Here is a 25,253-nt window from a genome sequence, read left to right as displayed (position 1 = left end):
AATGGCGCTGTGAACCCGCGCAGCGTCGTCATCCTCGGCTCGACCGGCTCGATCGGTACCACGGCGCTCGAGCTGATCGGACGCAACCGGGACCGCTTCCGCGTGCTCGCGCTGTCCGCCGGCGGGGACAACGTCGGGCTGCTGGCGGAGCAGGCGCTGGAGTTCGGCGTCGAGGTCGTCGCGGTGGCGAAGGCAACGGTCGCGCAGGACCTGCAGCTGGCGTTCTACGCGGAAGCGCAGCGCAAGGGGTACGCGCAGGGCGAGTTCCGGATCCCGAAGATCCTCACCGGGCCGGACGCGTCGAGCGAGCTCGCGGCGCTGCCGTGTGACGTAGTACTCAACGGCATCACCGGATCGGTCGGCCTGCACGCGACACTGGCGGCGCTGGACGCGGGGAACACGCTCGCGCTCGCCAACAAGGAGTCGCTGGTGATCGGCGGCCCGATCGTCACCCGCCGGGCCAAGCCCGGCCAGATCGTTGCCGTCGACTCCGAGCACAGCGCGATCGCGCAATGCCTGCGCGGCGGCTCGCCGGACGAGGTCCGCAAGCTGCTGCTGACCGCGAGCGGCGGCCCGTTCCTCGGCCGGCCGCGCGGCGAGCTGGCGAACGTCACGGTCGAGCAGGCCCTCGAGCACCCGAACTTCGCGATGGGCCCGGTCGTGACGATCAACTCCGCGACGCTGGTCAACAAGGGCCTGGAGCTGATCGAGGCGCACCTGCTGTTCGGCATCCCGATGGACCGGATCGACGTGGTCATCCACCGGCAGCAGGCGATCCACTCGATGGTCGAGTTCACCGACGGCGCCACCATCGCGCAGGTCGGGATCCCGACGATGACGGTACCGATCGCGCTCGCGCTCGGCTGGCCCGACCGGATACCGGACGCGACCCGGCCGTGGAGCTTCGCGGAGGCGAGTACCTGGACGTTCCAGCCGGTCGACGACGCGGAGTTCCCGTCGGTCGGGCTGGCCCGCGAGGCGGGGGCCCGGGGAGGTACCGCTCCGGCCGTGTACAACGCCGCCAACGAGGTCTGCGTCCAGGCGTTCCGGGACGGCCGGCTGCCGTTCACCGGGATCGTCGACACGGTCGCCCGGGTGGTGACCGGTCACGACGTACCCTCGTATGAGGAACTGTCCGTCGACGACGTGCTGGCGGCGGACGCGTGGGCCCGAACGCGGGCTCGTGAGATCACCGGAGTACAGGAGACCCACCAGGCATGAGCGTGCTTCTCACCATCCTCGGCATCGTGGTGTTCGTGCTCGGGGTGCTGATCTCCGTGGCGCTGCACGAGCTCGGCCACATGCTCCCTGCGAAGGCGTTCGGGATGAAGGTCACGCAGTTCTTCGCCGGCTTCGGACGCACCCTGTGGTCGGTACAGCGCGGTGAGACCGAGTACGGCATCAAGGCGATCCCGGCCGGCGGCTTCGTCCGGATCATCGGCATGATGCCGCCGAGCAAACACGGACAGGACCCGGCTGAGCCATTACGGGTCCGCAAGGCCAACACCGGCGCGATCCAGTCGATGGTGGAGAACGCGCGCACCGCGGAGTACGAGACGATCGCGCCCGAGGACGACGGCCGGCTGTTCTACCAGAAGGTGTGGTGGAAGAAGCTGATCGTGATGGCGTCCGGGCCGCTCGTCAACGTACTGATCGCGGCGGTGCTGTTCACCGGTCTCTACACGCTGTACGGCGACCGCGTGCCGCAGACGACGATCTCCACCGTCACCGACTGCGTGATCCCGGCGAACCAGGCGACACCGAACCGGAAGTGCCAGGACGGCGACAAGGAGTCGCCCGCGAAGCTCGCCGGGTTCCACGTCGGCGACAAGATCCTCTCGTTCAACGGGACCCAGATCAGCAGCTGGGACCAGCTCACCCCGCTGATCCGGGCGAACACCGACAAGGCCGCCACGATCGTTGTCGAGCGCAACGGTCAGCAGCTGACCCTGAAGACCAACACGATCGTCAACCAGGTGCTGGACTCGCCGGCGTCCGACAAGTACGTCTCGGTCGGCTTCCTCGGCGTCTCGCCGGTCAACAAGCTCGAGCGGCAGAGCGTCGGGTACGCGCTGGACAAGATGGGCACCTACACCGTCAGCACCGTGCAGGCCCTCGGCCGGTTCCCGGAGAAGCTGGTCGGCGTCGCGCAGTCGATCGTCGGCGGCAAACGCGCCCAGGACAGCCCGATGAGCGTCGTCGGCGCGAGCCGGGTCGCGGGCGAGATCGCGGCCAGCGACCTGGGCTTCGGTGACAAGGCCGCGACGCTGATCCTGCTGCTCGCCTCGCTGAACCTCTTCCTTGCCCTGTTCAACTTCATCCCGTTGCTGCCGCTCGACGGCGGGCACATGGTCGGCGCGATCTGGGAAGGCATCCGGCGCGGCTTCGCGAAGCTGTTCGGCCGGCCGGATCCCGGGTACGTCGACGTCGCCAAGCTGCTGCCGATCGCGTACGTCGCGGCCAGTGTGATCGTGGTGATGGGCGTGCTGCTCGTCATCGCCGACATCGTGAATCCCATCAAGCTGTTCAACGGATAAGGACACATGAGCATCAACCTGGGCATGCCCGCGCTGCCTCCGCCGACCCTGGCCCCGCGCCGCAAGACCCGTCAGATCAAGGTCGGCAGCGTGCTGGTCGGTGGCGACGCGCCGGTCTCGGTGCAGTCGATGACGACCACTCCGACGAACGACGTCAACAAGACGCTGCAGCAGATCGCCGAGCTGACCGCGGCCGGCTGCGACATCGTCCGGGTCGCCTGCCCGCGGCAGGAGGACGCCGACGCGCTGAAGGAGATCGCGCAGCACTCGCAGATCCCGGTGATCGCGGACATCCACTTCCAGCCGGGCTACGTGTTCGCCGCGATCGAGGCGGGCTGCGCCGCGGTCCGCGTGAACCCGGGCAACATCCGCAAGTTCGACGACCAGGTCAAGCAGATCGCGCAGGCCGCGAAGGACCACGGGACGTCGCTGCGGATCGGGGTGAACGCCGGTTCGCTGGACAAGCGGCTGCTGGAGAAGTACGGCAAGGCGACGCCGGAGGCGCTGGTCGAGTCGGCCGTCTGGGAGGCGTCGCTGTTCGAGGAGCACGACTTCCACGACTTCAAGATCTCGGTCAAGCACAACGACCCGGTCGTGATGGTGCAGGCCTACGAGCAGCTCGCCGAGCGCGGCGACTGGCCGCTGCACCTCGGCGTCACCGAGGCCGGGCCGGCGTTCCAGGGCACGATCAAGTCGTCGGTCGCGTTCGGGGCGCTACTGTCCAAGGGCATCGGCGACACGATCCGGGTCTCGCTGTCCGCGCCGCCGGTCGAGGAGGTCAAGGTCGGCCTGCAGATCCTGCAGTCGCTGAACCTGCGGGAACGCAAGCTCGAGATCGTCTCCTGCCCGTCGTGCGGTCGTGCGCAGGTGGACGTGTACACGCTCGCCGAGCAGGTGACCGCCGGGCTCGAGGGCATGGAGGTGCCGCTCCGGGTCGCGGTCATGGGGTGTGTCGTGAACGGTCCGGGTGAGGCCCGCGAGGCCGACCTCGGCGTCGCCTCCGGGAACGGCAAGGGGCAGATCTTCGTGAAGGGCGAGGTCATCAAGACCGTGCCCGAGGCGGCGATCGTCGAGACGCTGATCGAAGAGGCGATGCGGATCGCCGAGGAGATGGGCGAGGCCGGGGAGGCCGGCGAACCCACCGTCAGCGTTGGCGGATGACGCAGTACCTGGTTGTCAGCGCGATCGCCGGTGAGGCGCGGTACGTCCCGGACGGGATCCCCGTGCTGCTCACCGGCGTCGGCAAGACCCCGGCGGCCGTCGCGGTCAGCCGGGCGCTGTCCGAGCGCGACACGAAGGACCTGGTGGTGCTCAACGTCGGCACCACCGGGGCGCTCCGGGACGGCCTGTCGGGGTTGTTCCTGCCGAGCACGGTGATCAACCACGACGTCAACGCGGACGCCGTCCGTGCGATCGGCCTCGACCCGCGGGACGAACTCCAGGTCGAGGACGGCGACGGCACGGTGCTCGCCTCGGGTGACGTGTTCGTGGCCGATCCCGCAGTACGGGCCCGGCTGGCGGAGCGGGCGCACCTGGTCGACATGGAGGCGTACGGCGTGGTCTACGCCTGCCAGGCCCACGGCGTACCGGTCCGCGTCGTGAAACACGTCTCCGACTCCGCCGACGAGACCGCGCTCGACTGGCCCGCCCTCGTCGACGCCAGCGCCAAGGCACTGGGGGAGTGGATCAGCACGCACGTCCGCTGAGCCACTCCAGCACGGCAATCTCCCGCACCAACCACCGCATCACCCCGACCCGACTCGCCAGCACGCGCTGGTTGGCTGCCAGCGCGTCGGCCGCGGTCACCCAGACGGGCGTGAGTTCGAGGTCGGCCTCGTACGCCTCCAGGTACTGGGCGCGACCAGGAACGCCGCCGGAGCAGGTGAAGTAGTACGACGTCATCGCGAAGACGTCGTACTCCGCTTCGCGCGCGGGCACCTCCTCGCGGGTTGTCGCGAGTTCGGCACCGACGAGTACGCCGGCGTACCCGCACTCCTCGTGGAACTCCCGGCGGAGCGCCTGCTCGAAGGTCTCCCCGGATTCGACACCACCGCCGGGGAACTTGTAGTCGCCGTGCCGGGACGCGAGCAGTAGCAGCTCGTCGCCGCGGGCGAGCACGCCGCGGACCGCGGTACGTTCGATCGTCCGGCCGGGGCACAGGTCCGGTGCGCGGAGGGTGCCGAGGTGCATCGGACTATGCTGGCTTGACCTTGACCCTGGGGGCAAGGTTTAGCGTGGGGTGTGAGGAGGCGGGATGCGGATCGGTGATCTGGCGGCTGAGGCCGGCGTGACGGTCAAGGCCGTGCGGTACTACGAGTCGCAAGGGTTGCTGAAGCCGCGTCGCGAGGCCAACGGGTACCGGGCGTACGACGCGGACGACGTAGTCGTGGTGCGCGAGGTGAAGGCGTTGCTGAGCCTCGGGTTGACGGCCGAGCAGACGTATCCGTTCATCGAGTGCCTGCGGGCCGGCAATGCGCGGGCGGACGTGTGCCCGGCGTCGTTGACGGCGTACCGGACGCGGATCGCGGAGGTAGATCGGCGGATCGCCGAGCTGACCGACCTGCGGGAGCGGCTGGCCGATCTCCTGTCCGATGCCGAGAGTTGGAGGAAGAAAGCATGAGCAAGCTGCGCAGTGTCGACCAGAAGAGCTTCCGGGACGAGGTACTGCGGGCCGACAAGCCCGTGCTGGTGGACTTCTGGGCGCAGTGGTGCCCGCCGTGCCACCAGATCGCACCGGTGCTCGGGCAGATCGCCGACGAGCGCGCCGACAAGTTGACCGTGGTGAAGCTCAACTCCGACGAGAACCCGCAAATCGCCGCGAACTACCGGGTGATGGCGCTCCCGACGCTCGCTCTCTTCCACCGTGGCGAGCTGATCTGGTCGGTCGTCGGCGCCCGCCCGAAGCACAAGCTCCTGAAGGAACTCGACGACGCGCTACTGACCGCCGTTTAGTGTCCTGAGTCGGAAGTTCGGGATAGCGGTAGCGAAAGCGGACTTTCCGAGCAGAGTCCACTCGGGCGGTGGGGGCGGAGCACATCGGCGCGACTCGACGGACTGGGTCGGTGCTGCGTCCGTGCGGGGCCGGAGACGGTGTGCAGATCGACAGGAGATAGTCACTCGCAACACCTGCCGCGGACCGGTGCTGAGCCTGCACGGACCCGGTCGACGACGGACACGTCCTATCGAGCTTCACGTCGCACGCCCTGGCGACACCCCTGGTGCAGCTGCGCCGGCCAGCGCGTGACGCCAGGGGGCACCTCACCCACCACCGTCACCTGGCGTGCCACGGAACGGGCGCATTGCGGAACAAAGTTGCCGCTATCGGGCTCGAAGTTTCCGATAAGACCGCCCACGGCCACGCCGACGCGGCGACCGCCGATCACGTTGAGGATTGGTAGCCCTTAACACTTCAACCTCTGCAACGAATTTCAGACGTTGGACACCAACGCCGTCTGCTGGTGGAATGCGACCAGCCACTCACCGGAGGCGTTCGTCCAGACGGTGCTCGCGTACGACGGCGCCTGCACCTCGTTGCCGTCGACAAGCGCCGTGACGTCGACGTGGTAGGTGATGACCGCCGTGTGCTCGTCCACCACGATCACACGCTCCCCGGTGCGCTCCGTCCTCAGGTACGGGTTGTGGTTCGCGGTGATGCCCGGCACGGCGGTCGCCTTGTCGATCACGCCGAACCGGCTCACCGCGATCGCGTCCTCCCGCAGATACCGCTGGTAGAACGCCCCGTCCCCTTCCCGGTTCGCCTTCCACAACAGATCCTCAAGGTCCGAGAGCTCCTCGTTCGTTGACATACCCCCACTCTGGCCGCCGCCGAGGACACCTGCGGCCCTAGGCATTGACTGGTAGCTGTCTAGGATGCTAGCAATATAGCCATGGCGGACGAAGCAGGCAAGAAGGTGCAGTTCAACGTGTATCTGCCGCCCGGGCTGGTGCGGCGGGTGAAGCACAAGGCGATCGACGACGGGGCGAGTTTGTCGGCGCTCGTCGAGCAGGCGTTGGCGGAGTATCTCGACAACCATGGGGAGGCCGAGGGATGAGTGGCGCGATGATCAGGCCGTTGCGGTTCACGAATGACGTGGACGCGATGCGGGTGTTTCTGGAAGGACTGGGGCTGCGGCCGCGGATCGAGTCCGAGCGGGGTGGGTGGGTGGACCTGCTGGCGGGGCGCGGCATGGTCGCGTTGCACGATGCGGCGTCGAGTTCCACCGGCGGGCAGGCGGGGCAGACGTCGTTGACGTTCGAGGCGGAGAAGATCGACGAGCTGGTCGAGCGGCTCGAGCAGGCCGGGTACGGCGACGCGACGGTGTTCGACGAGGCGTACGGGCGGGTGCTGTCGGTCAGCGGCCCGGACGGCGCGGTGATCTGGGTCGACGAGCGCAGCGAGGACATGTACGGCTACAAGCTGCACGACGTACGGCCGGACGAGCGCCTGGAGGTGACGCCGTACCTGAGTGGGGCCGACGAGCCCGCGTGGCGGACGTTCCTCGCGGCGGTGGGCGCCGATGCGACGGTCCGGTTCGGCCCGGGCGCGGAGTTCGGCGTACGGCTCGACCTGACCACGTCCGAGGACCTCGACGCGGTACGAAGCCGCGTGCAGGGGATCCGCACCGACGACGGTCTGGAGCTGACCGATCCGGACGGGCAGCTCGTCGTGGTGCACGGATGATCCGCCGGGCCGAGGTCGCGGACGTCGACGCGGTCCGCGCGATCGGCCTGCAGACCTGGCCGGTCGCGTACGCCGGCCTCGTCCCGGATGAGTTCATCACCGACGGCCTCGCCCAGTGGTGGTCCCGCGAGGCCGTCGAGCGCGGCATCACGAACGGCGTCACGCTGGTCGCCGAGGACGGCGGCGACCTCGTCGGCATGACCGGCCTCGGCCGGCAGGACGACTTCTGGGTGATGTGGAAGCTGTACGTCGTGCCCGGCCACCAGGGCAAGGGGATCGGCAAAGCACTCCTCGACGCGGCGATCGACGCGCTCCCGGCCGGTACGCCGGAGCTCCTGCTCGACGTCCTCGTGACGAACGAGAAGGCCATCGGCTTCTACCGATCGCAGGGTTTCGAGCCGCCGCGCCGGGTCCCGGACCGCGAACTCGGCGACGACCTGATGTGGCTGAGCCTTGACCTCGACCGCACCTGAAGTTGCACGATGCCCGGCATGACGACGACGGGGGCGCCGCAACGGCTGCGGGACGATCCGGACTTCCGGCGGTACTGGCTGGCGCGGGCGCTGTCCGTCACCGGCTCGATGGTGACCGCGATCGCGCTCCCGGTGCTGGTCTACCGGCTCAGCGGATCGACCGTGCTCACTGCGGTGGTCAGCGCGCTCGAGTCGGCGCCGTACCTGCTGGCCGGCCTGTTCGCCGGTGCGCTCGCGGACCGCTGGAACCGGCGGCGCGTGATGGTGACGGCGGACTGCGTGAACGCCGTCCTCGTCGGGTCGGTCCCGGTCGCGCATCTGCTCGGCGTACTGACGGTCGTCCAGGTGCTGGTGGTCGCGTTCACCGTGCAGGCCGTCTACACGTTCTTCGACGGCGCGAACTTCGGCGCGCTGCCGGTGCTCGTCGGCCGGGCGCGGGTCGCGCAGGCGAACTCGGCGGTGTGGACGGCGTCCAGCCTGATCGAGCTGTTCGTCCCGCCGCTCACCGGTCTGCTGCTAGCGGTCCTCGATCCGGCCAGCCTGCTGACGCTGGACGCGATCAGCTTCGCGGCGTCCGCGTTCGCGGTCCGCGGGATCGTCCGGGCGATGTCGGAGCCCCGGGACGGGCGCCCGCCGCTGCGTCCGCGGGTGGTGCTGAACGACATCCGCGACGGCCTGCGGTACCTGGTCCGGCACGCCGGCGTCCGGACGATGACGATCGTCGGCAGCATCCAGTCCTTCGCGGGCGGCGGCTTCATGGCGCTGATCGTGGTGTGGTGCGACCGCGTCCTGCACATCGGTACGTCGGGACTCCGCTTCGGGCTGGTGTGGGGGACGTGGGGGATCGGCGGACTGATCGCCGCGCTCAGCCTCCCGCGCCTGCTGAAACGGATGCCTCCGGCCGCGATCACGCTGTACGCACTGCCCGCGTCGGCGCTGATCGGCGTACTCGCGCCGCTGTCGCCGCACTGGACCGTGGCCGCGCTGGCGCTGCTCGTCTGGGGATCGGCGTACGTGCTGGTGATCGTGAACGCGGTCTCGTACCGGCAGCAGGTGACGCCGGAGCACCTGCTCGGCCGGGTCAACACCGCCGGCCGGATGCTGTCCTGGGGCGTCGGCTGGACGCTCGGATCGGTGCTCGGCGGACTGCTCGGAAACGCGTTCGGGCCGCGCACCGGGATGGTGTTGATGGGGCTGTTCGGGTGCGTCGGCGTGCTGGTCGCGTGGACGTCGCCGCTGCGCCGGATCGCCGCCGGGCAGGAGCCGCAGGTGGCCTGACCCGGCCCCGTTGCATACGAACCTGCTGAACATCGGCTAGGTTCTGCGCGTGGGTGTCAGGGTTCTCGGTCCTCGTGACCTCGCGGCGGCGCGCGCGGTCATCGCCCGCGATCCGGTGGTCAACGTCTTCGTCGACAGCCTCGTGCAGGCGTCCGGACTCGACCCGCGGCGCGGCGCGGAGGTCTGGGGGTACGTCGAGAAGGGCGCGCTCGAGGCGCTCTGCCACGCCGGCGGGAACATGGTCCCGGTCGGCGCGGACGACGCCGCGCTGCGGGCGTTCGCGGCGTACGCGCTGCGCCGTGGGCGGAACTGCTTCCAGATCCTCGGCCCGGCCCGCGCGGTCGACCAGCTGTGGACGATCCTCGAGCCGCACTGGGGACCGGCCCGCGAGGTGCGCGACGACCAGCCGTTCATGGTGATCGAGGGGTCGCCGGCGATCGCGCCGGATCCGCTGGTCCGTGCGGTGGAGCCGGTCGAGCTGCCGATCCTGTACCCGGCGTGCGTGGCGATGTACACCGAGGAGGTCGGCGTACCGCCGCAGACCGGTCCGGACGGGACGTTCTACCGGTCCCGGGTCGCGGAGCTGATCCGCGCCGGGCGGGCGTTCGCCCGGATCGAGGACGGCCGGGTGGTGTTCAAGGCCGAGGTCGGCTCGGTCGGCAGCGGGGTCTGCCAGATCCAGGGCGTCTGGGTGGATCCGGAGTACCGCGGCCGCGGGCTCGCCGCGCCCGGGATGGCGGCCGTGGTGGAGCTGGCCCGGCAGATCGCGCCGGTGGTCACGCTGTACGTGAACGCCTTCAACCTGCCGGCGCGGGCGGCGTACGAGCGTGTCGGGTTCCGCACCGTCGAGACCTTCGCCACCATCCTGTTCTAAGCTCCCACGCATGGCATCGCGGAGTACGACGGGTCTGGCCGCTCTGTTCGGCGTGGTCGGGGCGCTGCATTTCGTCAAGCCCGAGCCGTTCGAGGCGATCGTGCCGAAGGTGCTGCCGCGGAAGAAGGAACTCGTGTACGCGTCCGGGGTCGCGGAGCTGGCCTGCGCGGCCGGGCTGCTGCACCCGCGGACCCGGCGGCTGGCCGGGCTGGCGAGCGCTGGATTGCTGGTGGCGGTGTTCCCGGCGAACGTCCAGATGGCCGCGGACCTGCGCAACGCCTCGCCGTTCGCCCGAGCGATTGCTTTCGCGCGGCTGCCGCTGCAGGTGCCGTTGATCCGGTGGGCGCTGAAGGCCGCCCGCGAGTGACCTGTGGATAACGTGGTACGAGCAGTACCGGCGGACCGATATTCTCTTTGATGTCCTGTTACCCGACTTTGCACGCTTGGAGACTCCCGTGATTTTGCGTATGTCGTCGTTGTTCCTCCGCACCCTTCGCGAGGACCCGGCGGACGCGGAGGTCCCGAGCCACAAGCTGCTCGTCCGCGCCGGCTACATCCGCCGGACGGCGCCCGGCATCTACACCTGGCTGCCGCTCGGCCTGCGGGTGCTGCGCAACGTCGAGCGGATCGTCCGCGACGAGATGGACGCGATCGGCGCCCAGGAGCTGGTGTTCCCGGCGCTGCTGCCCCGCGAGCCCTACGAGGCCACCGGCCGCTGGACCGAGTACGGGCCGAACCTGTTCCGCCTGAAGGACCGCAAGGGCGCGGACATGCTGCTCGGCCCGACGCACGAGGAGATGTTCACGCTGGTCGTGAAGGACCTCTACTCGTCGTACAAGGACCTGCCGCTGTCGATCTACCAGATCCAGAACAAGTACCGCGACGAGGCGCGGCCGCGGGCCGGGGTGCTGCGCGGGCGCGAGTTCGTGATGAAGGACTCGTACTCGTTCGACATCGACGACGACGGCCTCGCCGCGTCGTACGAGCTGCACCGCAAGGCGTACATCAAGATCTTCGACCGGCTCGGTTTCGACTACGTGATCGTGCAGGCGATGTCCGGCGCGATGGGCGGGTCCCGCTCCGAGGAGTTCCTGGCGATCGCGGAGAACGGTGAGGACACCTTCGTCCGCTCGCCGGGCGGGTACGCCGCGAACGTCGAGGCGGTTGTGGTGCCGCAGGCCGCGCCGGTGGACGCGTCCGCCGTACCGGCCGCCGAGGTCGTCGACACGCCGGACACGCCGACCATCGACACGCTCGTCGACGCGCTGAACGCGAAGCACCCGCGCACCGACGGGCGCGAGTGGACGGCCGCGGACACGCTGAAGAACGTGCTCGTGATGCTGCTCAACCCCGACGGCACCCGCGAGCCGCTGGCGATCGGCGTCCCCGGCGACCGCGCGATCGACGAGAAGCGCCTCGGCGCGCAGGTGGAGCCGGCCGAGGTCGTCGCCTTCGAGGAGGCGGACTTCGAGAAGTACCCGTCGCTGGCGAAGGGGTACATCGGTCCCGGTGTGCTCGGCGCGGACAACACCTCCGGCATCCGGTACCTGCTGGACCCGCGGGTCGGCCAGGGGACCGCGTGGGTGACCGGCGCCGACAAGCCCGGCTTCCACGTGATCAACCTGGTGCACGGCCGCGACTTCACCGCGGACGGCACGATCCAGGCCGCCGAGGTCCGCGACGGCGACCAGGCACCGGACGGCTCGGGCGCGCTCGAGACCGCGCGCGGCATCGAGATGGGCCACATCTTCCAGCTCGGCCGCAAGTACGCCGAAGCCCTCGACCTCAAGGTCCTCGACCAGAACGGCAAGCTCGTCACAGTCACGATGGGTTCCTACGGCGTGGGCGTGACCCGCGCGGTGGCCGCCGTAGCCGAGGGCAACCACGACGACCTCGGCCTGATCTGGCCGCGCGAACTGGCCCCCGCCGACGTCCACCTGGTCGCCACCGGCAAGGACAAAGAGGTCTTCGACAAGGCGGCCGAGATCGCCGCCGAGCTGGAGTCCCGCGGCCTGACCGTGCTGTACGACGACCGCGAGAAGGTGTCGCCGGGCGTCAAGTTCAAGGACGCCGAGCTGCTCGGCGTGCCCACGATCGCCGTCGTCGGCAAGGGCCTCGCCGACGGCACGATCGAGGTCAAGGACCGCCGCTCCGGCGATCGCGCCGACGTCCCGGTCGCGGACGTCGTCAACCACCTCGTCACCGCAGTCCGCAGCTGACCCAGCACCCCACCGGCCCCGTCCCCCAAGGGAACGGGGCCGGCCCACGTCCCGTGCGGGGCCGCGCTCCATGGAGCAACTGGGGTGGTGTTGGAGGGGATATCCGTTGGTGCTGGGGGTTATCTGCTGGTGTGCGAGGGGAGAACCCCCAACACCAACGGATATCCCCTCGAATGTTTCCTGAGGTTTGTGCGGTAGGGATGTCGAGGTGGGGCGGTCGGCTCCGATCCCGGGGTGTGGCGCCAGAGGGGGCGCCGGGGAATGGAGTTGGTGATGAACGAATCTGTGCTGGCCCACGGCGGGCTGGGTGAACTGCGGGCGGTCGTGGCGGGGGAGGTGCTCGTCGACGGGGACGTGGGGTACGCCGACGCCGGGCGGGTGATCATGAATGCGGGGAAGCCGCGGGTGATCATCAGGTGCACCGGACCGGCCGACGTGGTCGCGGGGCTGCGGTACGCCGAGACGCAGGACCTCGCGGTAGCGGTCCGCAGCGGCGGGCATCACGCCGCCGGGATCGGGACGAGCGACGGTGGTGTGGTGATCGACGTACGCCCGATGGACGACGTGCGGGTGCTGCCGGACGACGTCGTACGGGTGGGCACCGGCGCCACCTGGGGGCAGGTCGCGCAGCGGCTCGGCAAGCTCGGGCTGGCGATCTCGTCGGGTGATACCGCGAGCGTCGGTGTCGGCGGGTTGATGGCCGGCGGCGGGATCGGCTGGATGGTGCGCCGGCACGGTCTGGCGATCGACAACGTGGTCGCGGCCGAGGTGGTGACGGCCGACGGTGTGGTACGCCGGGTCGACGCGTCGGCTGAGCCGGAACTGTTCTGGGGCCTCCGCGGCGCCGCGGGCGGTCTCGGTGTGGTCACGTCGTACGACATCGCCGCCGTACGCCGACCGACCGTCCACTTCGGCACGCTGCTCTACCCGTGGACCCAGGCGCAGCAGGTCCTCGACGGCTGGGCGGAGTATGCCGCGGACGCGCCCGAAGGCCTCACGTCGAGCCTGCAACTGGCGCCGACGATGATGGCGGACCGCCAGGTCCCGGTCGCGATCCAGGTGTGTACGACCGACGTAGACGCCCTCGAACCCCTGCGCCATCTCGGCTCGCTGATCACCGACAAGGTCGCCGAGGTCCCGTACGCCGAGGTCTTCGTCGACATGGCGATGCCGCCCGAGTGGCGTCCGCGGATCCGCAACGGCTTCTACAACACCTGGCCGAACGACCTGACGGAGAAGCTGCTCGCGGCCCGCCCGCGCATCCCGGGGCTGGCGATCGAGATCCGCGCGCTCGGCGGTGCGTACGGCGCGATGCCCGCGGACGGTACCGCGTTCGCGCATCGGGATGCGCGGCTCCTGGTGAACTCGGTGCTGCTGGGATCACCCGAGCAGCAAGGCACGCAGCAGCCGAAGGACTTCGACGCGCTGTGGCGGTCGCTGAAGCCGGACGGTGCGTACCTGAACTTCCTGTCCGACCCGACCGAGGCCGACCTCGCCGCCTGCTTCCCGGAGCCGCACCGCAAGCGGCTGGCTGCTCTCAAGCAGTCCGTCGATCCCGGGCACGTGTTCCGCGGCCCGCTGACCGTGCCGCCCGGCCCGGAGTGGACCGGCGGCCGCCGTCACCGAGCACCTGCTCGCGACGGCGTGGGACCGGGAGCTATGCCCGGATGAGGTGGGCGATGCGTTCGCGCAGGTAGTCCTGTTCGGCCGCGTTCCGGGTGCGCTCCAGCGCCGCGAGGTAGTTGGCGCGCGCCCGGTCCGGCCGCCCGGCGAGCTCCTGCAGGTGGGCGAGGACGGAGAGCCGGCGGTGGTGGTCGCCGAGGTACCGGTCGTCGGCGAGCCGTTCGACGATCGCGATCCCGGCGTCCGGGCCTTCGGTCATCGCGACCGCGACGGCCGCGCCGAGCGTCACCATCGGGCTCGGGTCGACCCGTTCGAGGAGCCGGTACAGGCCGGCGATCTGGATCCAGTCGGTGGTCTCGACCGAGTCGGCCTCGCTGTGGACGGCGGCGATCGCGGCCTCGAGCTGGTACGGGCCTACGGTGCCGGAGCGCAGCGCGTCCTCGACCAGCTGCGTGCCTTCGGCGATCTCGTCGGCGTACCACCGGGAGCGGTCCTGCCGGTCCGCCGGGATCAGGCTGCCGCCCGGGCCGGTCCGCGCGTCGCGGCGGGCGTGGGTGAGGATCATCAACGCGAGCAGCCCGGCGACCTCGCCCGATCCGCCGGCGGACCGGTGTAGCAGCCGGGTGATCCGGAGCGCCTCGTCCGCGAGGTCCACCCGCTGCAACGCGGCGCCCGCGCTGGCGGTGTGCCCTTCGTTGAAGATCAGGTACAGCACCTGCAGCACGGCGCGGAGCCGTACGTCGTACTCCTCGGCCGTCGGCAGTTCGAACCGCGCGCCGGCGATCTGCCGCTTGGCCCGGCTGATCCGCTGCGCCACGGTCGTCTCGCCGACCAGCAACGCGGCCGCGACCTCGGCCGTCGTGAGGCCGCCGACCGACCGCAGCGTCAGCGCGATCTGCGACGCCGGCGTGAGCGCCGGATGGCAGCAGAGGACGAGCAGCCGGACGGTGTCGTCGGTGTCCTCGTGGTAGTCCTCCGGGTCGGGGTCGGCCGCCCGCAGGAAGTCGTTGAGCTCGCGTTGCCGCCGCGCGTTGTCGCGCCGCCAGCCGTCCATCATCCGCCGCGTCGCGACGCTGATCAGCCACCCGATCGGCTGCTCCGGTACGCCGTTCTCCCGCCACCGTACGAACGCTTCCAGCAGCGCCTCCTGGACGGCGTCCTCGCACTGGTCGAACGCGTCGTACCGCCGGACCAAGGCGGCCAGCGCCCGCGGCGCGGCGGCCCGGATCGCAGCCTCTACGTCGGTCACCGGCCGTTGAGCTCCGCGAGGAAGTCGTCCTGATCGAGCCGGATCTGGCGGAACTCGACCCGCCGGAACTGCGCCAGCGGGATCAGCGCCGCGATCTCCAAGGCCCGCTCCTGCGACGCGCAGTTCAGCACCATCGCGCCGGCGAGGTACTCCTTCGTCTCCAGCAGCGGCCGGTCCGAGACCACCGGCGTACCGGCGACCAGCTGGACGCCCTGGCCGGGTTCGTCGAGCCCGAGGACCGACACCAGCTCGCCCGTCCCCATCAGCTCGCGGGCCAGCTGGGCGATGTGCTCGCGCCCGCCGGACAGCTCGACCAGCTGCTGCTCGGTGTATCCCTCGAGCGCTTCGGCATTGTTGTGGATCAGCAGGAGAAACTTCACCCGGCCATTCTCCCGGATCGGGTGTCATAGCTCTCATCGGCCGGTGTAATGGTTGAGCGGTCCTACGCCCTGACGGGATCATCGTCGCCTGTGCCCGATGTTTCCTTGCTGACGTTGCTGTTCCTGGTCCTCGCGGCCTTCGCGGCCGGCTGGATCGACGCGGTGGTCGGTGGCGGCGGGCTGCTGCAGCTGCCCGCGATGCTGCTCGGCCTGCCGAACGCGTCGCCGGCGCAGATCCTGTCCACGAACAAGATCTCGTCGCTGTGCGGGACGACGACCAGCGCGGTCACGTTCGGTGTCAAGGTGCGTCCGGACCGTAGAACCGTGCTGCCGTTGGCGATTCTGGCCGGCCTCGGCGCCGCGGGCGGTGCGCTGGTCGCCACGAAGATCCCGATGTCCTGGTTCAAGCCGATCGTGCTGGTGCTGCTGGTCGTGGTCGCGATCTACACCGCGATGAAGCCGTCGCTCGGCGCCCGGACGGCGTTGCGCTTCGACGGCCGTGACCACTACCTGGCCGCGGCCGGGGTCGGCGTACTGATCGGGTTCTACGACGGCGCGGTCGGGCCGGGGACCGGGTCGTTCCTGATCTTCGCGCTGGTCGGCCTGCTCGGGTACAACTTCCTGCAGGCCAGCGCGAAGGCGAAGATCGCCAACGTGGCCACGAACCTGGGCGCGATCCTGGTGTTCGCCCTGCACGGCGCGCCGCTGTGGCGGCTCGGCCTGATCATGGGGGCGGCCAACATGCTCGGCGGCCTCCTCGGCGCCCGGACGGCGGTCGCCCGCGGCAGCCGGTTCGTCCGGGTGATCTTCCTGGTGGTGGTCTCCGCGCTGATCCTGCGACTCGCGTACGACGTGTTCTTCGCCTGACGCCCGCGGGTAGGTTGACGGGCATGGTCGACTACGACGGTCGGATGAGCAGCGTGTACGTCGCGGGCCGGCGGATCTCGCCCGCGGAAGTAGCCCGGTGGACGGCGGCGTTCGCGGCGTACGTGCCGGACCGGCGGCCGTTGGACGTGCTCGACCTCGGCAGCGGTACGGGCCGGTTCACGCCGGGGCTGGCGGCCGAGTTCGGCGGGCAGGTGTACGGCGTGGAGCCCGCGGACCGGATGCGCGAGGCGGCCGAGCCGGCGCCGCGGGTCCGGTACCTGAAAGGCAGCGCCGAGGCGATTCCGTTGCCCGAGGCATCGGTCGACGTGGTGCTGATGTTCCTCACGCTGCACCACTGGACGGATCCGCTGCAGGGGCTCCGGGAGGTCCGGCGGGTGCTGCGGCCCGGGGCAGTGGCGCTGCTGCGGACGCAGTTCGCCGACCTGATGCCGGACCTGTTCTGGTACCGGTACTTCCCGTCGGCGCCGGCGGTCGACGCGGCGATGTACCGCACGGTGGCCGGGGTACGGGCGCTGGCCGTCGAGGCGGGGCTGGTGCCGGACGCGGACGTCGTACGGATCGCGGCGGAGGACCCGCGGACGCTGCGGGCGACGTACGAGCGGTTGAGTCTGCGGGCGTTGTCGACGTTCGAGCAGCTGCCGGAGGCGGAGACCGCCGCCGGGTTCGCGCGGTTCGCGGCGGACGCGGAGCAGGATCCGGAACGGGTACTGCCGGCGCATCCGGCGACGATGCTGGTGCTTACGCGTCCCAGGTGACGTTCAGCGCGGACGGCTTGCGGAAGACGAGACCGTGCGGCGGGGGAGAGCCCGGCGCCAGGCGCAGACCCGGGAGCTTCAGGACCGCTTCGAGCGCGACGATGGTCTCGAGGCGGGTCAGGTGCATGCCGAGGCAGATGTGCGGCCCGCTCGCGAAGGCCAGATGCCGGCGGGCGTTGGTACGCCGTACGTCGAACGTATCGGGGTGCTCGAACACCTCCGGGTCCCGGCCCGCGCCGGCCAGCGAGACGGTGACCATGTCGCCGCGCCGGATCCGGTGGCCGGCGAGCTCGACGTCCCGGGTCGCGTAGCGGTCGACCACGGCGGCGGCCGGTTCCAGGCGGAGCGATTCCTCGACGGCGTTCGCGAGGAGGGTCGGGTCGGCCAGCACCAGTTCGAGTTGGGACGGGTTGGTCAGCAGGTACCAGAGCGCGTTGGTGATCATGCCCTCGGTGGTCTCGATGCCGCCGAACATCAGCACCGCGGCGTTCGCCACCACCTCGTCCACGCCGAGCCCCGCGTGCGCGGCGACGGCCAGCAGCGAGTCCTGCCCGTCGATGCCCGCGGCAACGTGCTTGTGCAGCTCCGCGAACGCGGCCGCTCCCGCGTCGGTCACGGGTCGCCCGGCGGACACCCCCGACACGGAGTCGGAGATCGCCGAATACCAGTCGAGGACGGTCGGGGCCGACGCGGGCGGCAGCCCGAGAGAGTAGGCGACCACGGCAACGGACAGCGGACCCGCCAGGCCGGTCCGCAGGTCAGCCGGTGAGGTCAGGGCGGACATCAGGTCGTCCACGGTTTGCCGGACCGGCTCCGCGAAGCGTCTACGAGTCTCGGCCAGCCCGAAAGGCGACTCGAACGGATCCCGGTGCGTCTTGTGCGGGTTACCGTCGAGCGACAGCATCGACGGACCGACCACCTGGGCGGTGGAGAAGCGGGGGTCGTCGACCGTGAAGGTCGCGGGGTCGCGAAGGACTTGCACGGCGAGAGTGCGCCCGGTGACGACCCACGAGTTCAGCGCGTCGATCCAGCCGATCGGGCGGATCGCGGCGAGGGTGGGATGAGGGTCGCGTTCGAGCTGCTCCAGGGTGACCACCGGACCAGCCTATGTGTAATACCATTGACCTCACTGGTATTGCTGAGACAGATCGATTTCAAACGACTCAGGAGGCCTCCGGGTTACGGATCTCTCAGCAACGCCCTCTAGGGTGTGGCCCATGTCTGAGCATTTGGTGCTGCTGCCTGCCGTCGACGTGGCGGACGGGCAGGCGGTTCGGCTGGTGCAGGGGGAGGCCGGCAGCGAGACGTCGTACGGCGATCCACTCGCGGCGGCGATGGCCTGGCAGGAGGCGGGGGCGGACTGGATCCACCTCGTCGACCTGGACGCGGCGTTCGGCCGCGGCAGCAACCGTGAGCTGCTGGCCGACGTGACCGGCAAGCTCGACGTCCAGGTCGAGCTGTCCGGCGGCATCCGCGACGACGAGTCCCTGGCGGCCGCTCTGGCCACCGGTGCCCGCCGGGTAAACATCGGGACCGCCGCGCTCGAGGACCCGGAGTGGTGCGACCGGATCATCCAGCAGTACGGCGACCGGGTCGCGATCGGCCTGGACGTCCGGGGCCGGACGCTGGCCGCCCGCGGCTGGACCAAGGAAGGCGGCGACCTGTACGAGGTGCTCGCCCGGCTGGAGACCGCCGGCTGCGAGCGGTACGTCGTCACCGACGTCACCAAGGACGGCATGCTCCAGGGCCCGAACCTGGACCTGTACCGCGACCTGTGCGCGCGCACCGACAAGCCGATCGTCGCGTCCGGCGGCGTCTCGAGCCTCGACGATCTCAAGGCCCTGAGCACGCTGGTCCCGGACGGCGTCGAGGGCGTCATCGTCGGCAAGGCGCTGTACGCCGGCGCGTTCACCCTGACCGAGGCACTCGAACTCACGCGTGGAGGCGACAAGTGAGTCTGGCCGACAAGCTCCGGGACAAGAAGGTCCTGGTCACCGGCGTCACCGGCTTCGTCGGTGAGGCGCTGCTGCACCGGATCATCGGTGAGCTGCCGGGCACCACGGTGGCCGCGATCATCCGCCCGAAGGGCTCGCTGACCGGCGCCGACCGGATGGCGCAGCTGCTGAAGAAGGACATCTTCAAGCCGTTCTACGGCGAAGGCACCGAGTACGCCGACGCCGAGGCGCTGTCCGCGGCCCGGATCCACGTGATCGACGGCGACCTGGCCGACGTACCGGAGCTGCCGAAGGATCTCGACATCGTCGTGCACTGCGCCGGCGACGTCAGCTTCGACCCGCCGATCCACGAGGCGTTCACGACCAACGTGCTCGGCACCAAGAGCCTGCTCGAGCGGATCGTGGAAACCGGACGCCCGGTGCACTACGTCCACATCTCCACCGCGTACACCGCGGGCCGCCGGCGCGGCGCGATCCCGGAGGCCCCGGTCGAGCACCTCGTCGACTGGCGCACCGAGGCCGAGGCCGGGATGGCGATGAAGGCCCGGATCGAGGAGCAGTCCCGGTCCGCGCCGATGCTGGCGAAGTTCCGCAAGGAGTCCGAGAAGCTGCACCGCCGCGCCGGTCACCTGACCGCCGCCGCGGACACCGAGCGGCGCCGGATCGAGTGGGTCGCGAAGCGGCTCGTCGAGACCGGCACCGAGCGCGCCCGCAGCCTTGGCTGGACCGACTGCTACACGTTCACCAAGGCGCTCGGCGAGCGCGTCGTCGAGGAGTTCTCCGGCACGCTGCCGACCTCGATCGTCCGGCCGGCCATCATCGAGTCCGCGGTCCAGAGCCCGCACCCGGGCTGGATCGAGGGCTTCAAGATGGCCGAGCCGCTGATCCTCGCCTACGGCCGCGGCGAGCTGCCGGAGTTCCCGGCCTCGCCGGACTCGGTGATCGAGATCATCCCGGTCGACCACGTGGTCGGCGCGATCTGCGCGGTGATGGCGACCGAGCCCGAGCTGAGCAAGCCGGAGTACTACCACATCGGCTCCGGCGCCCGGAACCCGCTGACCTTCGAGCAGCTGTACGCCGGCGTCCGCGCGTACTTCTCCAAGCACCCGTTCGACCTCGGCGAGCGCGGCGCGGTCCGGCTGCCGGTCTGGAAGTTCCCCGGCGGCGACTCGGTCGAGACGATGCTGCGGTACGGCGAACGCGCGCACAAGATCGCCGACGCCGTGATCACCCGGGTCCCGCGCGGCGAGCGGACCCGCAAGTACGCCCGCGAGCTCGACGTACAGAAGCGCCGGCTGGACTTCCTGCGCCGCTACATGGACCTGTACTCGGAGTACGCGCAGGCCGAGCTGCAGTTCATCGACGACAACGTCCTCGCCCTGCACAACGCGCTCGAGGGTGACGACAAGGAGAAGTTCGCCTGCGACACGTCGGTCGTCGACTGGCAGTACTACCTGCAGGAGCTGCACTGCCCGAGCGTCACCGAGTCGATGCGCCGGCTCGACGTCGTCCGGAAGAAGCGGAACAAGGCGCTCGCCGAGTCGGCCGGCGTACTGAAGAAGGTCGAGCCGTCCGAATCCAAGGTCATCGCGGCGTTCGACATGGACGGCACGCTGCTGTCCTCGAACGTGATCGAGACCTACCTGTGGATGCGGCTGCCCGAGCTCGACGGTCCGCAGCGGGCCGGTGAGATCGGCGCGATGCTGCGCAAGCTGCCGAAGCTGATCGCCGCCGAACGCAAGGACCGCGGCACGTTCCTGCGCACCATCTACCGCCGGTACGCCGGGGCGGACCTCGAGGAACTCAACCAGATCGTCGACGAGATCCTCGCCGAGCACGTCCTCGAACGGCTCAGCGGCGCCGCCGTCCGGCGGATCCGCGAACACCGCGCCGCCGGGCACAAGACGATCCTGATCACCGGCGCCGTCCGGCCGCTGACCCGGCCGCTGGAGCCGTTGTTCGACGAGATCGTCGCGGCCGAGCTGGCCGTCGACGACCGCGGCCGCTGCACCGGGTTCCTGTCCGGCCCGCCGCTGGTCGGCGAGTCCCGGGCCGCCTGGATCAAGCACCACGCGCGGCAGACCGGCATCGACCTGTCCAAGTCCTACGCCTACGCCGACAGCCACTCGGACCTGCCGATGCTGGCCGCGGTCGGCAACCCGGTCGCGGTGTCGCCGGACGTGTCGCTGTTCCGGGCCGCCCGGGCATCGCGCTGGCAGATCGTCGACTGGAAGACCCCGTCCACCTCTTCTCGTCTGGAGCTCCCTGGGGTGAACGTACGATGATGCTCGCTCTCGAGATGTACCGGTCGCCGGCCAAGTTCCTGGCCGCGAAGGCGGTCGGTGGCCGGATCCCCGGCATGCTCACCGGCCCGGCCGCGCCGCTGCGGCTGGTCACGATCAACGAGCCGAAGGCCGAACGGGACGGCTGGGCGCGGATCCGCCCGATCCTGTCCGGCATCTGCGGCTCCGACCTCGGCATGGTCACCGGTTCCACCAAGCTGTACTTCTCGGCCCTGGTGTCGATGCCGTTCGTCCCCGGTCACGAGATCGTCGGCGAACTCCTCGACGACTGCGAAGACCTGCCGAAGGGTACGCGCGTCGTCATGGACAGCGTCCTGACCTGCACGGCCCGCGGCGTCGAGCCGTGCGCCGGCTGCGCGTCCGGGAACACCAACCGCTGCGACCGGATCACAGTCGGCCACGTCGCACCCGGCCTGCAGACCGGGTTCTGCCAGGACACCGGCGGCGGCTGGGGCAACCTCATGGTCGCGCACCGCAGCCAGCTGTACGCCGTACCCGACGGGATGTCCGACGAACGCGCCGTACTCGTCGAGCCGCTCGCCGGAGCCGTGCACGCCGCACTGCGGGCCAACGTCCAGGCCGGGCAGTCCGTGCTCGTCAGCGGCGCCGGCGCCGTCGGGCTGTTCGCGACGCTCGCGCTCCGCGAACTGACGCAGGCCGGACGGATCACGGTCGTCGCCAAACACGCCAAGCAGCGGGAACTCGCCCGCGCGTTCGGCGCCAGCGACGTCGTCGCACCCGACGAGGTGTTCCGCGGCGTCCGGCGCTCCACCGGCGCGTTCCGGCTCAAGCCCGAGTTCGGCTCGCCCGAGTTCCTGCTCGGCGGCGTCGACGTCGCCGTCGACGCGGTCGGCAGCAAGGCGTCGATAGACACCGTCCTGCGGGTCACCAAGGCGGGCGGCCGCGTCGTACTGTCCGGGATGCCGGCCAGCGGCGCCGACCTGTCCCCGGTCTGGTTCCGCGAACTCGAGGTCACCGGCACCTACGCGTCCGCGCGGGACGAACCGAACGGCCGCCCGGCCTTCGAGACCGCGCTGGAACTCGCCGGCCGCGCCCCGCTCGACGGGATCGTCGGGGCCCGCTACCCGCTCTACCGCTGGCGCGAGGCGCTCGACCACGCGCACTCCGCCGGCCGGCTGGGCACAGTCAAGGTCGCATTCGATGTGAGGGCCTCATGAGGGCGCTGAACGTACGACGAGAGAGGTTCTGAACATGTCTCGGCCAGGTTTCGTCCTTGAGGTGGATGACCGTACTCCGCCCCTGCTCGTGCACAACGGTGAGGGCTTCCTGCTGGAGCGTTTCCCGCAGGGCACCCGGGTGGTGTACCCGCCGGAGGCACTGCCGCCCGTCCGCGACGTCGACGAGGCGATCCAGAACGCGCTGCTGCACCCGCTCGAGTCCGAGCCGCTGCCCGAGCTGCTGCGCGCCGGGATGCGGCTCACCATCGCGTTCGACGACATCTCGATCCCGCTGCCGCCGATGAAGAAGCCGGACATCCGGCAGCGCATCATCGAGGCGGTCCTCGAGCTCGCCGCGCAGGCCGGCGTCGACGACGTCGAGCTGATCTCCGCGAACGCGCTGCACCGCCGGCTCACCCCGAACGAACTGCGCGACATCGTCGGCGAGCGCGTCTTCCGGTCGTTCTACCCCGACGGCAAGCTCTACAACTTCGACGCCGAGGACCGCGACAACCTCACCCACCTGGGCCAGACCCGGCACGGCGAGGACGTCGAGATCTCCAAGCGGGCCGCCGAGTCCGACCTGCTCGTCTACGTCAACGTGAACCTGGTCGCGATGGACGGCGGGCACAAGTCGACGTCGATCGGGCTGGCGTCGTACAAGTCGCTGAAGCACCACCACAACAGCCACACGATGATCCACTCGCGGTCCTTCATGGACCACAAGGCCTCCAAGATGCACCACTCCGCCTGGCGGATGGGTGAGGTGCTGACCCAGCACGTCAAGGTCTTCCAGATCGAGACCACGCTGAACAACGACATCTTCGGCGGGCCGCTGGAGTTCCTGCAGAAGCGCGAGTGGGAATGGTCGATCAAGGACCAGGGCTCCTACCTCGCCGCCAAGCGCGGCCTCGACGTCGCCCCGACCAGGATCCGGCGGAAGATCTTCCAGGACGTCCGCTCCAACTACGGCCTGACCGGCGTCACCGCCGGCAAGATCGAGCCGGTCCACGAGAAGACCATCGAAGCCGTGCACCGGCAGCACCGGGTCGAGGTCCAGGGCCAGGCCGACGTCGCGATCATGGGCGTCCCGTTCATCGGGCCGTACAACGTCAACTCGGTGATGAACCCGATCCTCGCCGCCTGCATGGGGCTCGGCTACTACTTCAACTCGTACCTCGGCCAGCCGATCGTCCGCAAGGACGGCGCCGTCATCCTGTACCACCCGGTCGACTACGAGTTCAGCCAGCTGCACCACCCGTCGTACGTCGACTTCTTCGAGGAAGTGCTTGCCGAGAGCACCGACCCGGCGACGATCGAGGCGAAGTTCGAGAAGCAGTACGCCGAGGACCCGTGGTACATCCACCTGTACCGGACCTCGAACGCATACCACGGCGTACACCCGTTCTACATGTGGTACTGGATCTCGCACGCGCTCGACCACTGCGGCGACATCGTCTGGGTCGGCGCCAACCGCAAGACCGTCGAACGGATGGGCTTCCGGTCCGCGTCGACGCTGTCCGACGCGCTCGAGATGGTCAGCCACTCGGTCGGCCGGTCGCCGTCGATCACGTACCTGCACAACCCGCCGCACCTGCTCGCGGACGTGCGCTGATGGGTACCAGCCTGGTGAAGTTCGGCCGCGACACCGCGCGCGACGTCCGGCAGGTCGCGCGCGGCTGGCGCTGGGGCCGGCGGCCCCAGGTCCCGCGGTCCGCCGAGCCGTACGTGATCCCCAAGGAGACCTCGGTCTTCCCGACGCGGTGGGCCCGTACGCCGGCCGCGATCGCGGTCCGCGACCTGCTCCAGAAGGGGCCGCTGAACGCCGTACTGAACTTCGAGGTCAGCCCGCAGGTCAGCGGACTCGACTCGCTGCTCAAGCTGGACGGTCCGGCGATCATCGTCGCGAACCACTCCTCGCACCTCGACACTCCGTTGCTGCTGCTGTCGCTGCCGGACGCGATGCGCCGCCGTACCGCGTTCGCCGCCGCCGCGGACTACTTCTTCGACACGTGGTGGCGGGCCGCCGGGTCGGCGATCGTGTTCAACACGTTCCCGATCGAACGCCGCGGCGGCAAGATGAGCTCCACCCCCGGCGACCTGCTCGCCGACGGCTGGAACGTCGTCGTCTTCCCCGAAGGCACCCGCTCACCCGACGGCTGGGTCCAGCGGTTCCGGATGGGGGCGGCGTACCTCGCCGTCGAACACGACGTACCGATCATCCCCGTCGGCATCAAAGGCTCCTTCGCCGCCATGCCCCGCGGCCGCGGCTGGCCCGTCCCCGGCCGCCCCGCTGTCCACGTCCGGTACGGCGACCCGCTCCGCCCCGCCCAAGGCGAAAGCGCCCGCGACTTCGCCCCCCGCATCGCCGCCGCCGTCTCCGCCCTCCTCGACGAAGAATCCACCACCTGGTACGCCTCCCGCCGCCGCGCCGCCATCGGCGCATCTCCCGCCCAAACCGGCCCCGACGCCGCCCGCTGGCGCCGCGTCTGGGAATCCACCCGCCCCATGAAATCCACCGACAACCGCCGCCGCGCCTGGAAGTAGCTCCCACCCACAACTGTCCGTTTGACGTCCAACCCACCCACCCGCGAGCGATTCTCGCCGCGAGCGATTCTCGCCGGGGGCGGTGGGGTGGGCCGGAGGTTGGTGTCCCGCCCACCCAACCGTAGGTGTGGTGGGGTGGAAGGTGTCCGCCGGGGGTGCGGGTGGTGTCCCGCTCGCCCAGCCGTAGGTGTGGTGGGGCGGGAGGTGATCGCCGGGGTGGGGGAGCTGGTGGCCCGCCCACCCCCGAAGGTGATGGGACGCCGGACGCGACGCGGGGTACGGTCACCGGGACTGCGTGTTGGGGACTGACGAC

The 25,253-nt window shown here is 70.1% G+C and carries 26 protein-coding genes; 21 read left to right on the top strand and 5 right to left on the bottom strand.

The genetic code is table 11. The features are described from left to right. Positions 1 to 9 precede the first annotated feature (9 nt). From dxr to ACXJJ3_RS05630, 4 genes are read left to right on the top strand one after another with little or no spacing between them, the layout of a single operon-like run. Positions 10 to 1,221: a 1-deoxy-D-xylulose-5-phosphate reductoisomerase gene (dxr, locus tag ACXJJ3_RS05645; RefSeq protein WP_458168876.1), complete on the top strand. Its 1,212-nt coding sequence runs from the start codon at positions 10 to 12 to the stop codon at positions 1,219 to 1,221. Continuing rightward, a complete protein-coding gene (locus ACXJJ3_RS05640) occupies positions 1,218 to 2,537 on the top strand; it encodes a M50 family metallopeptidase (RefSeq protein ID WP_458168875.1) in 1,320 nt (439 codons plus the stop codon). The genes dxr and ACXJJ3_RS05640 overlap by 4 nt, the downstream gene beginning before the upstream one ends. Positions 2,538 to 2,543: 6 nt before the next feature. Next, positions 2,544 to 3,698: a flavodoxin-dependent (E)-4-hydroxy-3-methylbut-2-enyl-diphosphate synthase gene (gene ispG / locus ACXJJ3_RS05635; RefSeq protein ID WP_458168874.1), complete on the top strand. Its 1,155-nt coding sequence runs from the start codon at positions 2,544 to 2,546 to the stop codon at positions 3,696 to 3,698. Continuing rightward, positions 3,695 to 4,243 carry a nucleosidase gene (locus ACXJJ3_RS05630; RefSeq protein ID WP_458168873.1) on the top strand — a complete coding sequence of 183 codons (549 nt, stop codon included), beginning with the start codon at positions 3,695 to 3,697 and terminating at the stop codon, positions 4,241 to 4,243. The genes ispG and ACXJJ3_RS05630 overlap by 4 nt, the downstream gene beginning before the upstream one ends. On the opposite strand, the gene ACXJJ3_RS05625 is transcribed toward ACXJJ3_RS05630, so the two are convergent. Beyond that, positions 4,224 to 4,727: an NUDIX domain-containing protein gene (locus ACXJJ3_RS05625; RefSeq protein WP_458168872.1), complete on the bottom strand. Its 504-nt coding sequence runs from the start codon at positions 4,725 to 4,727 to the stop codon at positions 4,224 to 4,226. The genes ACXJJ3_RS05630 and ACXJJ3_RS05625 overlap by 20 nt on opposite strands. A gap of 64 nt (positions 4,728 to 4,791) precedes the next feature. Here ACXJJ3_RS05625 and ACXJJ3_RS05620 point away from each other — a divergent pair, with 64 nt between their 5' ends. Further along, positions 4,792 to 5,157 carry a MerR family transcriptional regulator gene (locus ACXJJ3_RS05620; protein ID WP_458168871.1) on the top strand — a complete coding sequence of 122 codons (366 nt, stop codon included), beginning with the start codon at positions 4,792 to 4,794 and terminating at the stop codon, positions 5,155 to 5,157. Further along, entirely contained in the window at positions 5,154 to 5,489 is a 336-nt protein-coding gene (trxA, locus tag ACXJJ3_RS05615; RefSeq protein WP_458168870.1) for a thioredoxin, read from the top strand. The genes ACXJJ3_RS05620 and trxA overlap by 4 nt, the downstream gene beginning before the upstream one ends. Positions 5,490 to 5,965: 476 nt before the next feature. Here trxA and ACXJJ3_RS05610 read toward each other — a convergent pair whose 3' ends face one another. Further along, entirely contained in the window at positions 5,966 to 6,343 is a 378-nt protein-coding gene (locus ACXJJ3_RS05610; RefSeq protein WP_458168869.1) for a nuclear transport factor 2 family protein, read from the bottom strand. A gap of 81 nt (positions 6,344 to 6,424) precedes the next feature. Between ACXJJ3_RS05610 and ACXJJ3_RS05605 the strand changes: the two genes are divergently transcribed. The 8 genes from ACXJJ3_RS05605 to ACXJJ3_RS05570 all read left to right on the top strand — a co-directional run bounded on the left by ACXJJ3_RS05605 (position 6,425) and on the right by ACXJJ3_RS05570 (position 13,733). Further along, positions 6,425 to 6,589 (top strand): ribbon-helix-helix domain-containing protein, encoded by a 165-nt coding sequence (locus ACXJJ3_RS05605; RefSeq protein ID WP_458168868.1) that lies wholly within the window; start codon positions 6,425 to 6,427, stop codon positions 6,587 to 6,589. Between the two features lie 8 nt (positions 6,590 to 6,597). Beyond that, positions 6,598 to 7,218, top strand: coding sequence for a VOC family protein (locus ACXJJ3_RS05600; RefSeq protein WP_458168867.1), 621 nt, complete (start codon positions 6,598 to 6,600; stop codon positions 7,216 to 7,218). Next, positions 7,215 to 7,691, top strand: a complete 477-nt coding sequence (locus tag ACXJJ3_RS05595; protein WP_458168866.1) for an N-acetyltransferase family protein — start codon at positions 7,215 to 7,217, stop codon at positions 7,689 to 7,691. The genes ACXJJ3_RS05600 and ACXJJ3_RS05595 overlap by 4 nt, the downstream gene beginning before the upstream one ends. Before the next feature lie 18 nt (positions 7,692 to 7,709). After that, the gene (locus ACXJJ3_RS05590; RefSeq protein WP_458168865.1) at positions 7,710 to 8,969 is read left to right on the top strand and encodes an MFS transporter; all 1,260 of its coding nucleotides are present in this window, start codon (positions 7,710 to 7,712) and stop codon (positions 8,967 to 8,969) included. Between the two features lie 49 nt (positions 8,970 to 9,018). Next, entirely contained in the window at positions 9,019 to 9,843 is an 825-nt protein-coding gene (locus ACXJJ3_RS05585; protein ID WP_458168864.1) for a GNAT family N-acetyltransferase, read from the top strand. A gap of 10 nt (positions 9,844 to 9,853) precedes the next feature. Next, positions 9,854 to 10,210: a DoxX family protein gene (locus tag ACXJJ3_RS05580; RefSeq protein WP_458168863.1), complete on the top strand. Its 357-nt coding sequence runs from the start codon at positions 9,854 to 9,856 to the stop codon at positions 10,208 to 10,210. Positions 10,211 to 10,298: 88 nt separating this feature from the next. Next, a complete protein-coding gene (locus tag ACXJJ3_RS05575; RefSeq protein ID WP_458168862.1) occupies positions 10,299 to 12,062 on the top strand; it encodes a proline--tRNA ligase in 1,764 nt (587 codons plus the stop codon). A 273-nt stretch (positions 12,063 to 12,335) separates the two neighbouring features. Next, positions 12,336 to 13,733 (top strand): FAD-binding oxidoreductase, encoded by a 1,398-nt coding sequence (locus ACXJJ3_RS05570; RefSeq protein WP_458168861.1) that lies wholly within the window; start codon positions 12,336 to 12,338, stop codon positions 13,731 to 13,733. On the opposite strand, the gene ACXJJ3_RS05565 is transcribed toward ACXJJ3_RS05570, so the two are convergent. Next, positions 13,720 to 14,934, bottom strand: a complete 1,215-nt coding sequence (locus ACXJJ3_RS05565; protein WP_458168860.1) for an RNA polymerase sigma factor — start codon at positions 14,932 to 14,934, stop codon at positions 13,720 to 13,722. The genes ACXJJ3_RS05570 and ACXJJ3_RS05565 overlap by 14 nt on opposite strands. Next, the gene (locus ACXJJ3_RS05560; RefSeq protein WP_458168859.1) at positions 14,931 to 15,314 is read right to left on the bottom strand and encodes a YciI family protein; all 384 of its coding nucleotides are present in this window, start codon (positions 15,312 to 15,314) and stop codon (positions 14,931 to 14,933) included. The genes ACXJJ3_RS05565 and ACXJJ3_RS05560 overlap by 4 nt, the downstream gene beginning before the upstream one ends. Positions 15,315 to 15,404: 90 nt before the next feature. On the opposite strand from ACXJJ3_RS05560, the gene ACXJJ3_RS05555 reads away from it, so the two are divergent. Both ACXJJ3_RS05555 and ACXJJ3_RS05550 read left to right on the top strand, forming a co-directional pair. Further along, positions 15,405 to 16,181, top strand: coding sequence for a sulfite exporter TauE/SafE family protein (locus ACXJJ3_RS05555; protein WP_458168858.1), 777 nt, complete (start codon positions 15,405 to 15,407; stop codon positions 16,179 to 16,181). A gap of 23 nt (positions 16,182 to 16,204) precedes the next feature. Continuing rightward, a complete protein-coding gene (locus ACXJJ3_RS05550; protein ID WP_458168857.1) occupies positions 16,205 to 16,957 on the top strand; it encodes a class I SAM-dependent methyltransferase in 753 nt (250 codons plus the stop codon). Here ACXJJ3_RS05550 and ACXJJ3_RS05545 read toward each other — a convergent pair. Then, positions 16,941 to 18,053 (bottom strand): cytochrome P450, encoded by a 1,113-nt coding sequence (locus tag ACXJJ3_RS05545; protein WP_458168856.1) that lies wholly within the window; start codon positions 18,051 to 18,053, stop codon positions 16,941 to 16,943. The genes ACXJJ3_RS05550 and ACXJJ3_RS05545 overlap by 17 nt on opposite strands. 121 nt (positions 18,054 to 18,174) lie before the next feature. Between ACXJJ3_RS05545 and priA the strand changes: the two genes are divergently transcribed. From priA to ACXJJ3_RS05520, 5 genes are all read left to right on the top strand, one after another. Then, a complete protein-coding gene (gene priA, locus ACXJJ3_RS05540) occupies positions 18,175 to 18,912 on the top strand; it encodes a bifunctional 1-(5-phosphoribosyl)-5-((5-phosphoribosylamino)methylideneamino)imidazole-4-carboxamide isomerase/phosphoribosylanthranilate isomerase PriA (protein ID WP_458168855.1) in 738 nt (245 codons plus the stop codon). After that, positions 18,909 to 21,197: an HAD-IB family hydrolase gene (locus ACXJJ3_RS05535; protein WP_458168854.1), complete on the top strand. Its 2,289-nt coding sequence runs from the start codon at positions 18,909 to 18,911 to the stop codon at positions 21,195 to 21,197. Before priA ends, ACXJJ3_RS05535 begins: the two co-directional genes overlap by 4 nt. Further along, positions 21,194 to 22,393, top strand: a complete 1,200-nt coding sequence (locus ACXJJ3_RS05530; RefSeq protein ID WP_458168853.1) for a zinc-dependent alcohol dehydrogenase — start codon at positions 21,194 to 21,196, stop codon at positions 22,391 to 22,393. The genes ACXJJ3_RS05535 and ACXJJ3_RS05530 overlap by 4 nt, the downstream gene beginning before the upstream one ends. Positions 22,394 to 22,454: 61 nt before the next feature. Further along, positions 22,455 to 24,008: a lactate racemase domain-containing protein gene (locus tag ACXJJ3_RS05525; protein WP_458168852.1), complete on the top strand. Its 1,554-nt coding sequence runs from the start codon at positions 22,455 to 22,457 to the stop codon at positions 24,006 to 24,008. Beyond that, entirely contained in the window at positions 24,008 to 24,940 is a 933-nt protein-coding gene (locus tag ACXJJ3_RS05520; protein WP_458168851.1) for a lysophospholipid acyltransferase family protein, read from the top strand. The genes ACXJJ3_RS05525 and ACXJJ3_RS05520 overlap by 1 nt, the downstream gene beginning before the upstream one ends. Positions 24,941 to 25,253 lie beyond the last annotated feature (313 nt).

Source organism: Kribbella sp. WER1, assembly GCF_054189145.1.
Note: the sequence above shows the minus strand (reverse complement) of the source record. Positions and strands in the feature narration are given on the sequence as shown.

Coding starts and splice junctions, on each gene's coding strand:
- ACXJJ3_RS05640 (WP_458168875.1), top strand. CDS start 1,218: ATGAGCGTGCTTCTCACCATCCTCGGCATCGTGGTGTTCGTGCTCGGG.
- ACXJJ3_RS05620 (WP_458168871.1), top strand. CDS start 4,792: ATGCGGATCGGTGATCTGGCGGCTGAGGCCGGCGTGACGGTCAAGGCC.
- ACXJJ3_RS05605 (WP_458168868.1), top strand. CDS start 6,425: ATGGCGGACGAAGCAGGCAAGAAGGTGCAGTTCAACGTGTATCTGCCG.
- ACXJJ3_RS05625 (WP_458168872.1), bottom strand. CDS start 4,727: ATGCACCTCGGCACCCTCCGCGCACCGGACCTGTGCCCCGGCCGGACG.
- ACXJJ3_RS05520 (WP_458168851.1), top strand. CDS start 24,008: ATGGGTACCAGCCTGGTGAAGTTCGGCCGCGACACCGCGCGCGACGTC.
- ACXJJ3_RS05580 (WP_458168863.1), top strand. CDS start 9,854: ATGGCATCGCGGAGTACGACGGGTCTGGCCGCTCTGTTCGGCGTGGTC.
- ispG (WP_458168874.1), top strand. CDS start 2,544: ATGAGCATCAACCTGGGCATGCCCGCGCTGCCTCCGCCGACCCTGGCC.
- ACXJJ3_RS05600 (WP_458168867.1), top strand. CDS start 6,598: ATGATCAGGCCGTTGCGGTTCACGAATGACGTGGACGCGATGCGGGTG.
- ACXJJ3_RS05550 (WP_458168857.1), top strand. CDS start 16,205: ATGGTCGACTACGACGGTCGGATGAGCAGCGTGTACGTCGCGGGCCGG.
- trxA (WP_458168870.1), top strand. CDS start 5,154: ATGAGCAAGCTGCGCAGTGTCGACCAGAAGAGCTTCCGGGACGAGGTA.
- priA (WP_458168855.1), top strand. CDS start 18,175: ATGTCTGAGCATTTGGTGCTGCTGCCTGCCGTCGACGTGGCGGACGGG.
- ACXJJ3_RS05530 (WP_458168853.1), top strand. CDS start 21,194: ATGATGCTCGCTCTCGAGATGTACCGGTCGCCGGCCAAGTTCCTGGCC.
- ACXJJ3_RS05570 (WP_458168861.1), top strand. CDS start 12,336: ATGAACGAATCTGTGCTGGCCCACGGCGGGCTGGGTGAACTGCGGGCG.
- ACXJJ3_RS05610 (WP_458168869.1), bottom strand. CDS start 6,343: ATGTCAACGAACGAGGAGCTCTCGGACCTTGAGGATCTGTTGTGGAAG.
- ACXJJ3_RS05595 (WP_458168866.1), top strand. CDS start 7,215: ATGATCCGCCGGGCCGAGGTCGCGGACGTCGACGCGGTCCGCGCGATC.
- ACXJJ3_RS05630 (WP_458168873.1), top strand. CDS start 3,695: ATGACGCAGTACCTGGTTGTCAGCGCGATCGCCGGTGAGGCGCGGTAC.
- ACXJJ3_RS05590 (WP_458168865.1), top strand. CDS start 7,710: ATGACGACGACGGGGGCGCCGCAACGGCTGCGGGACGATCCGGACTTC.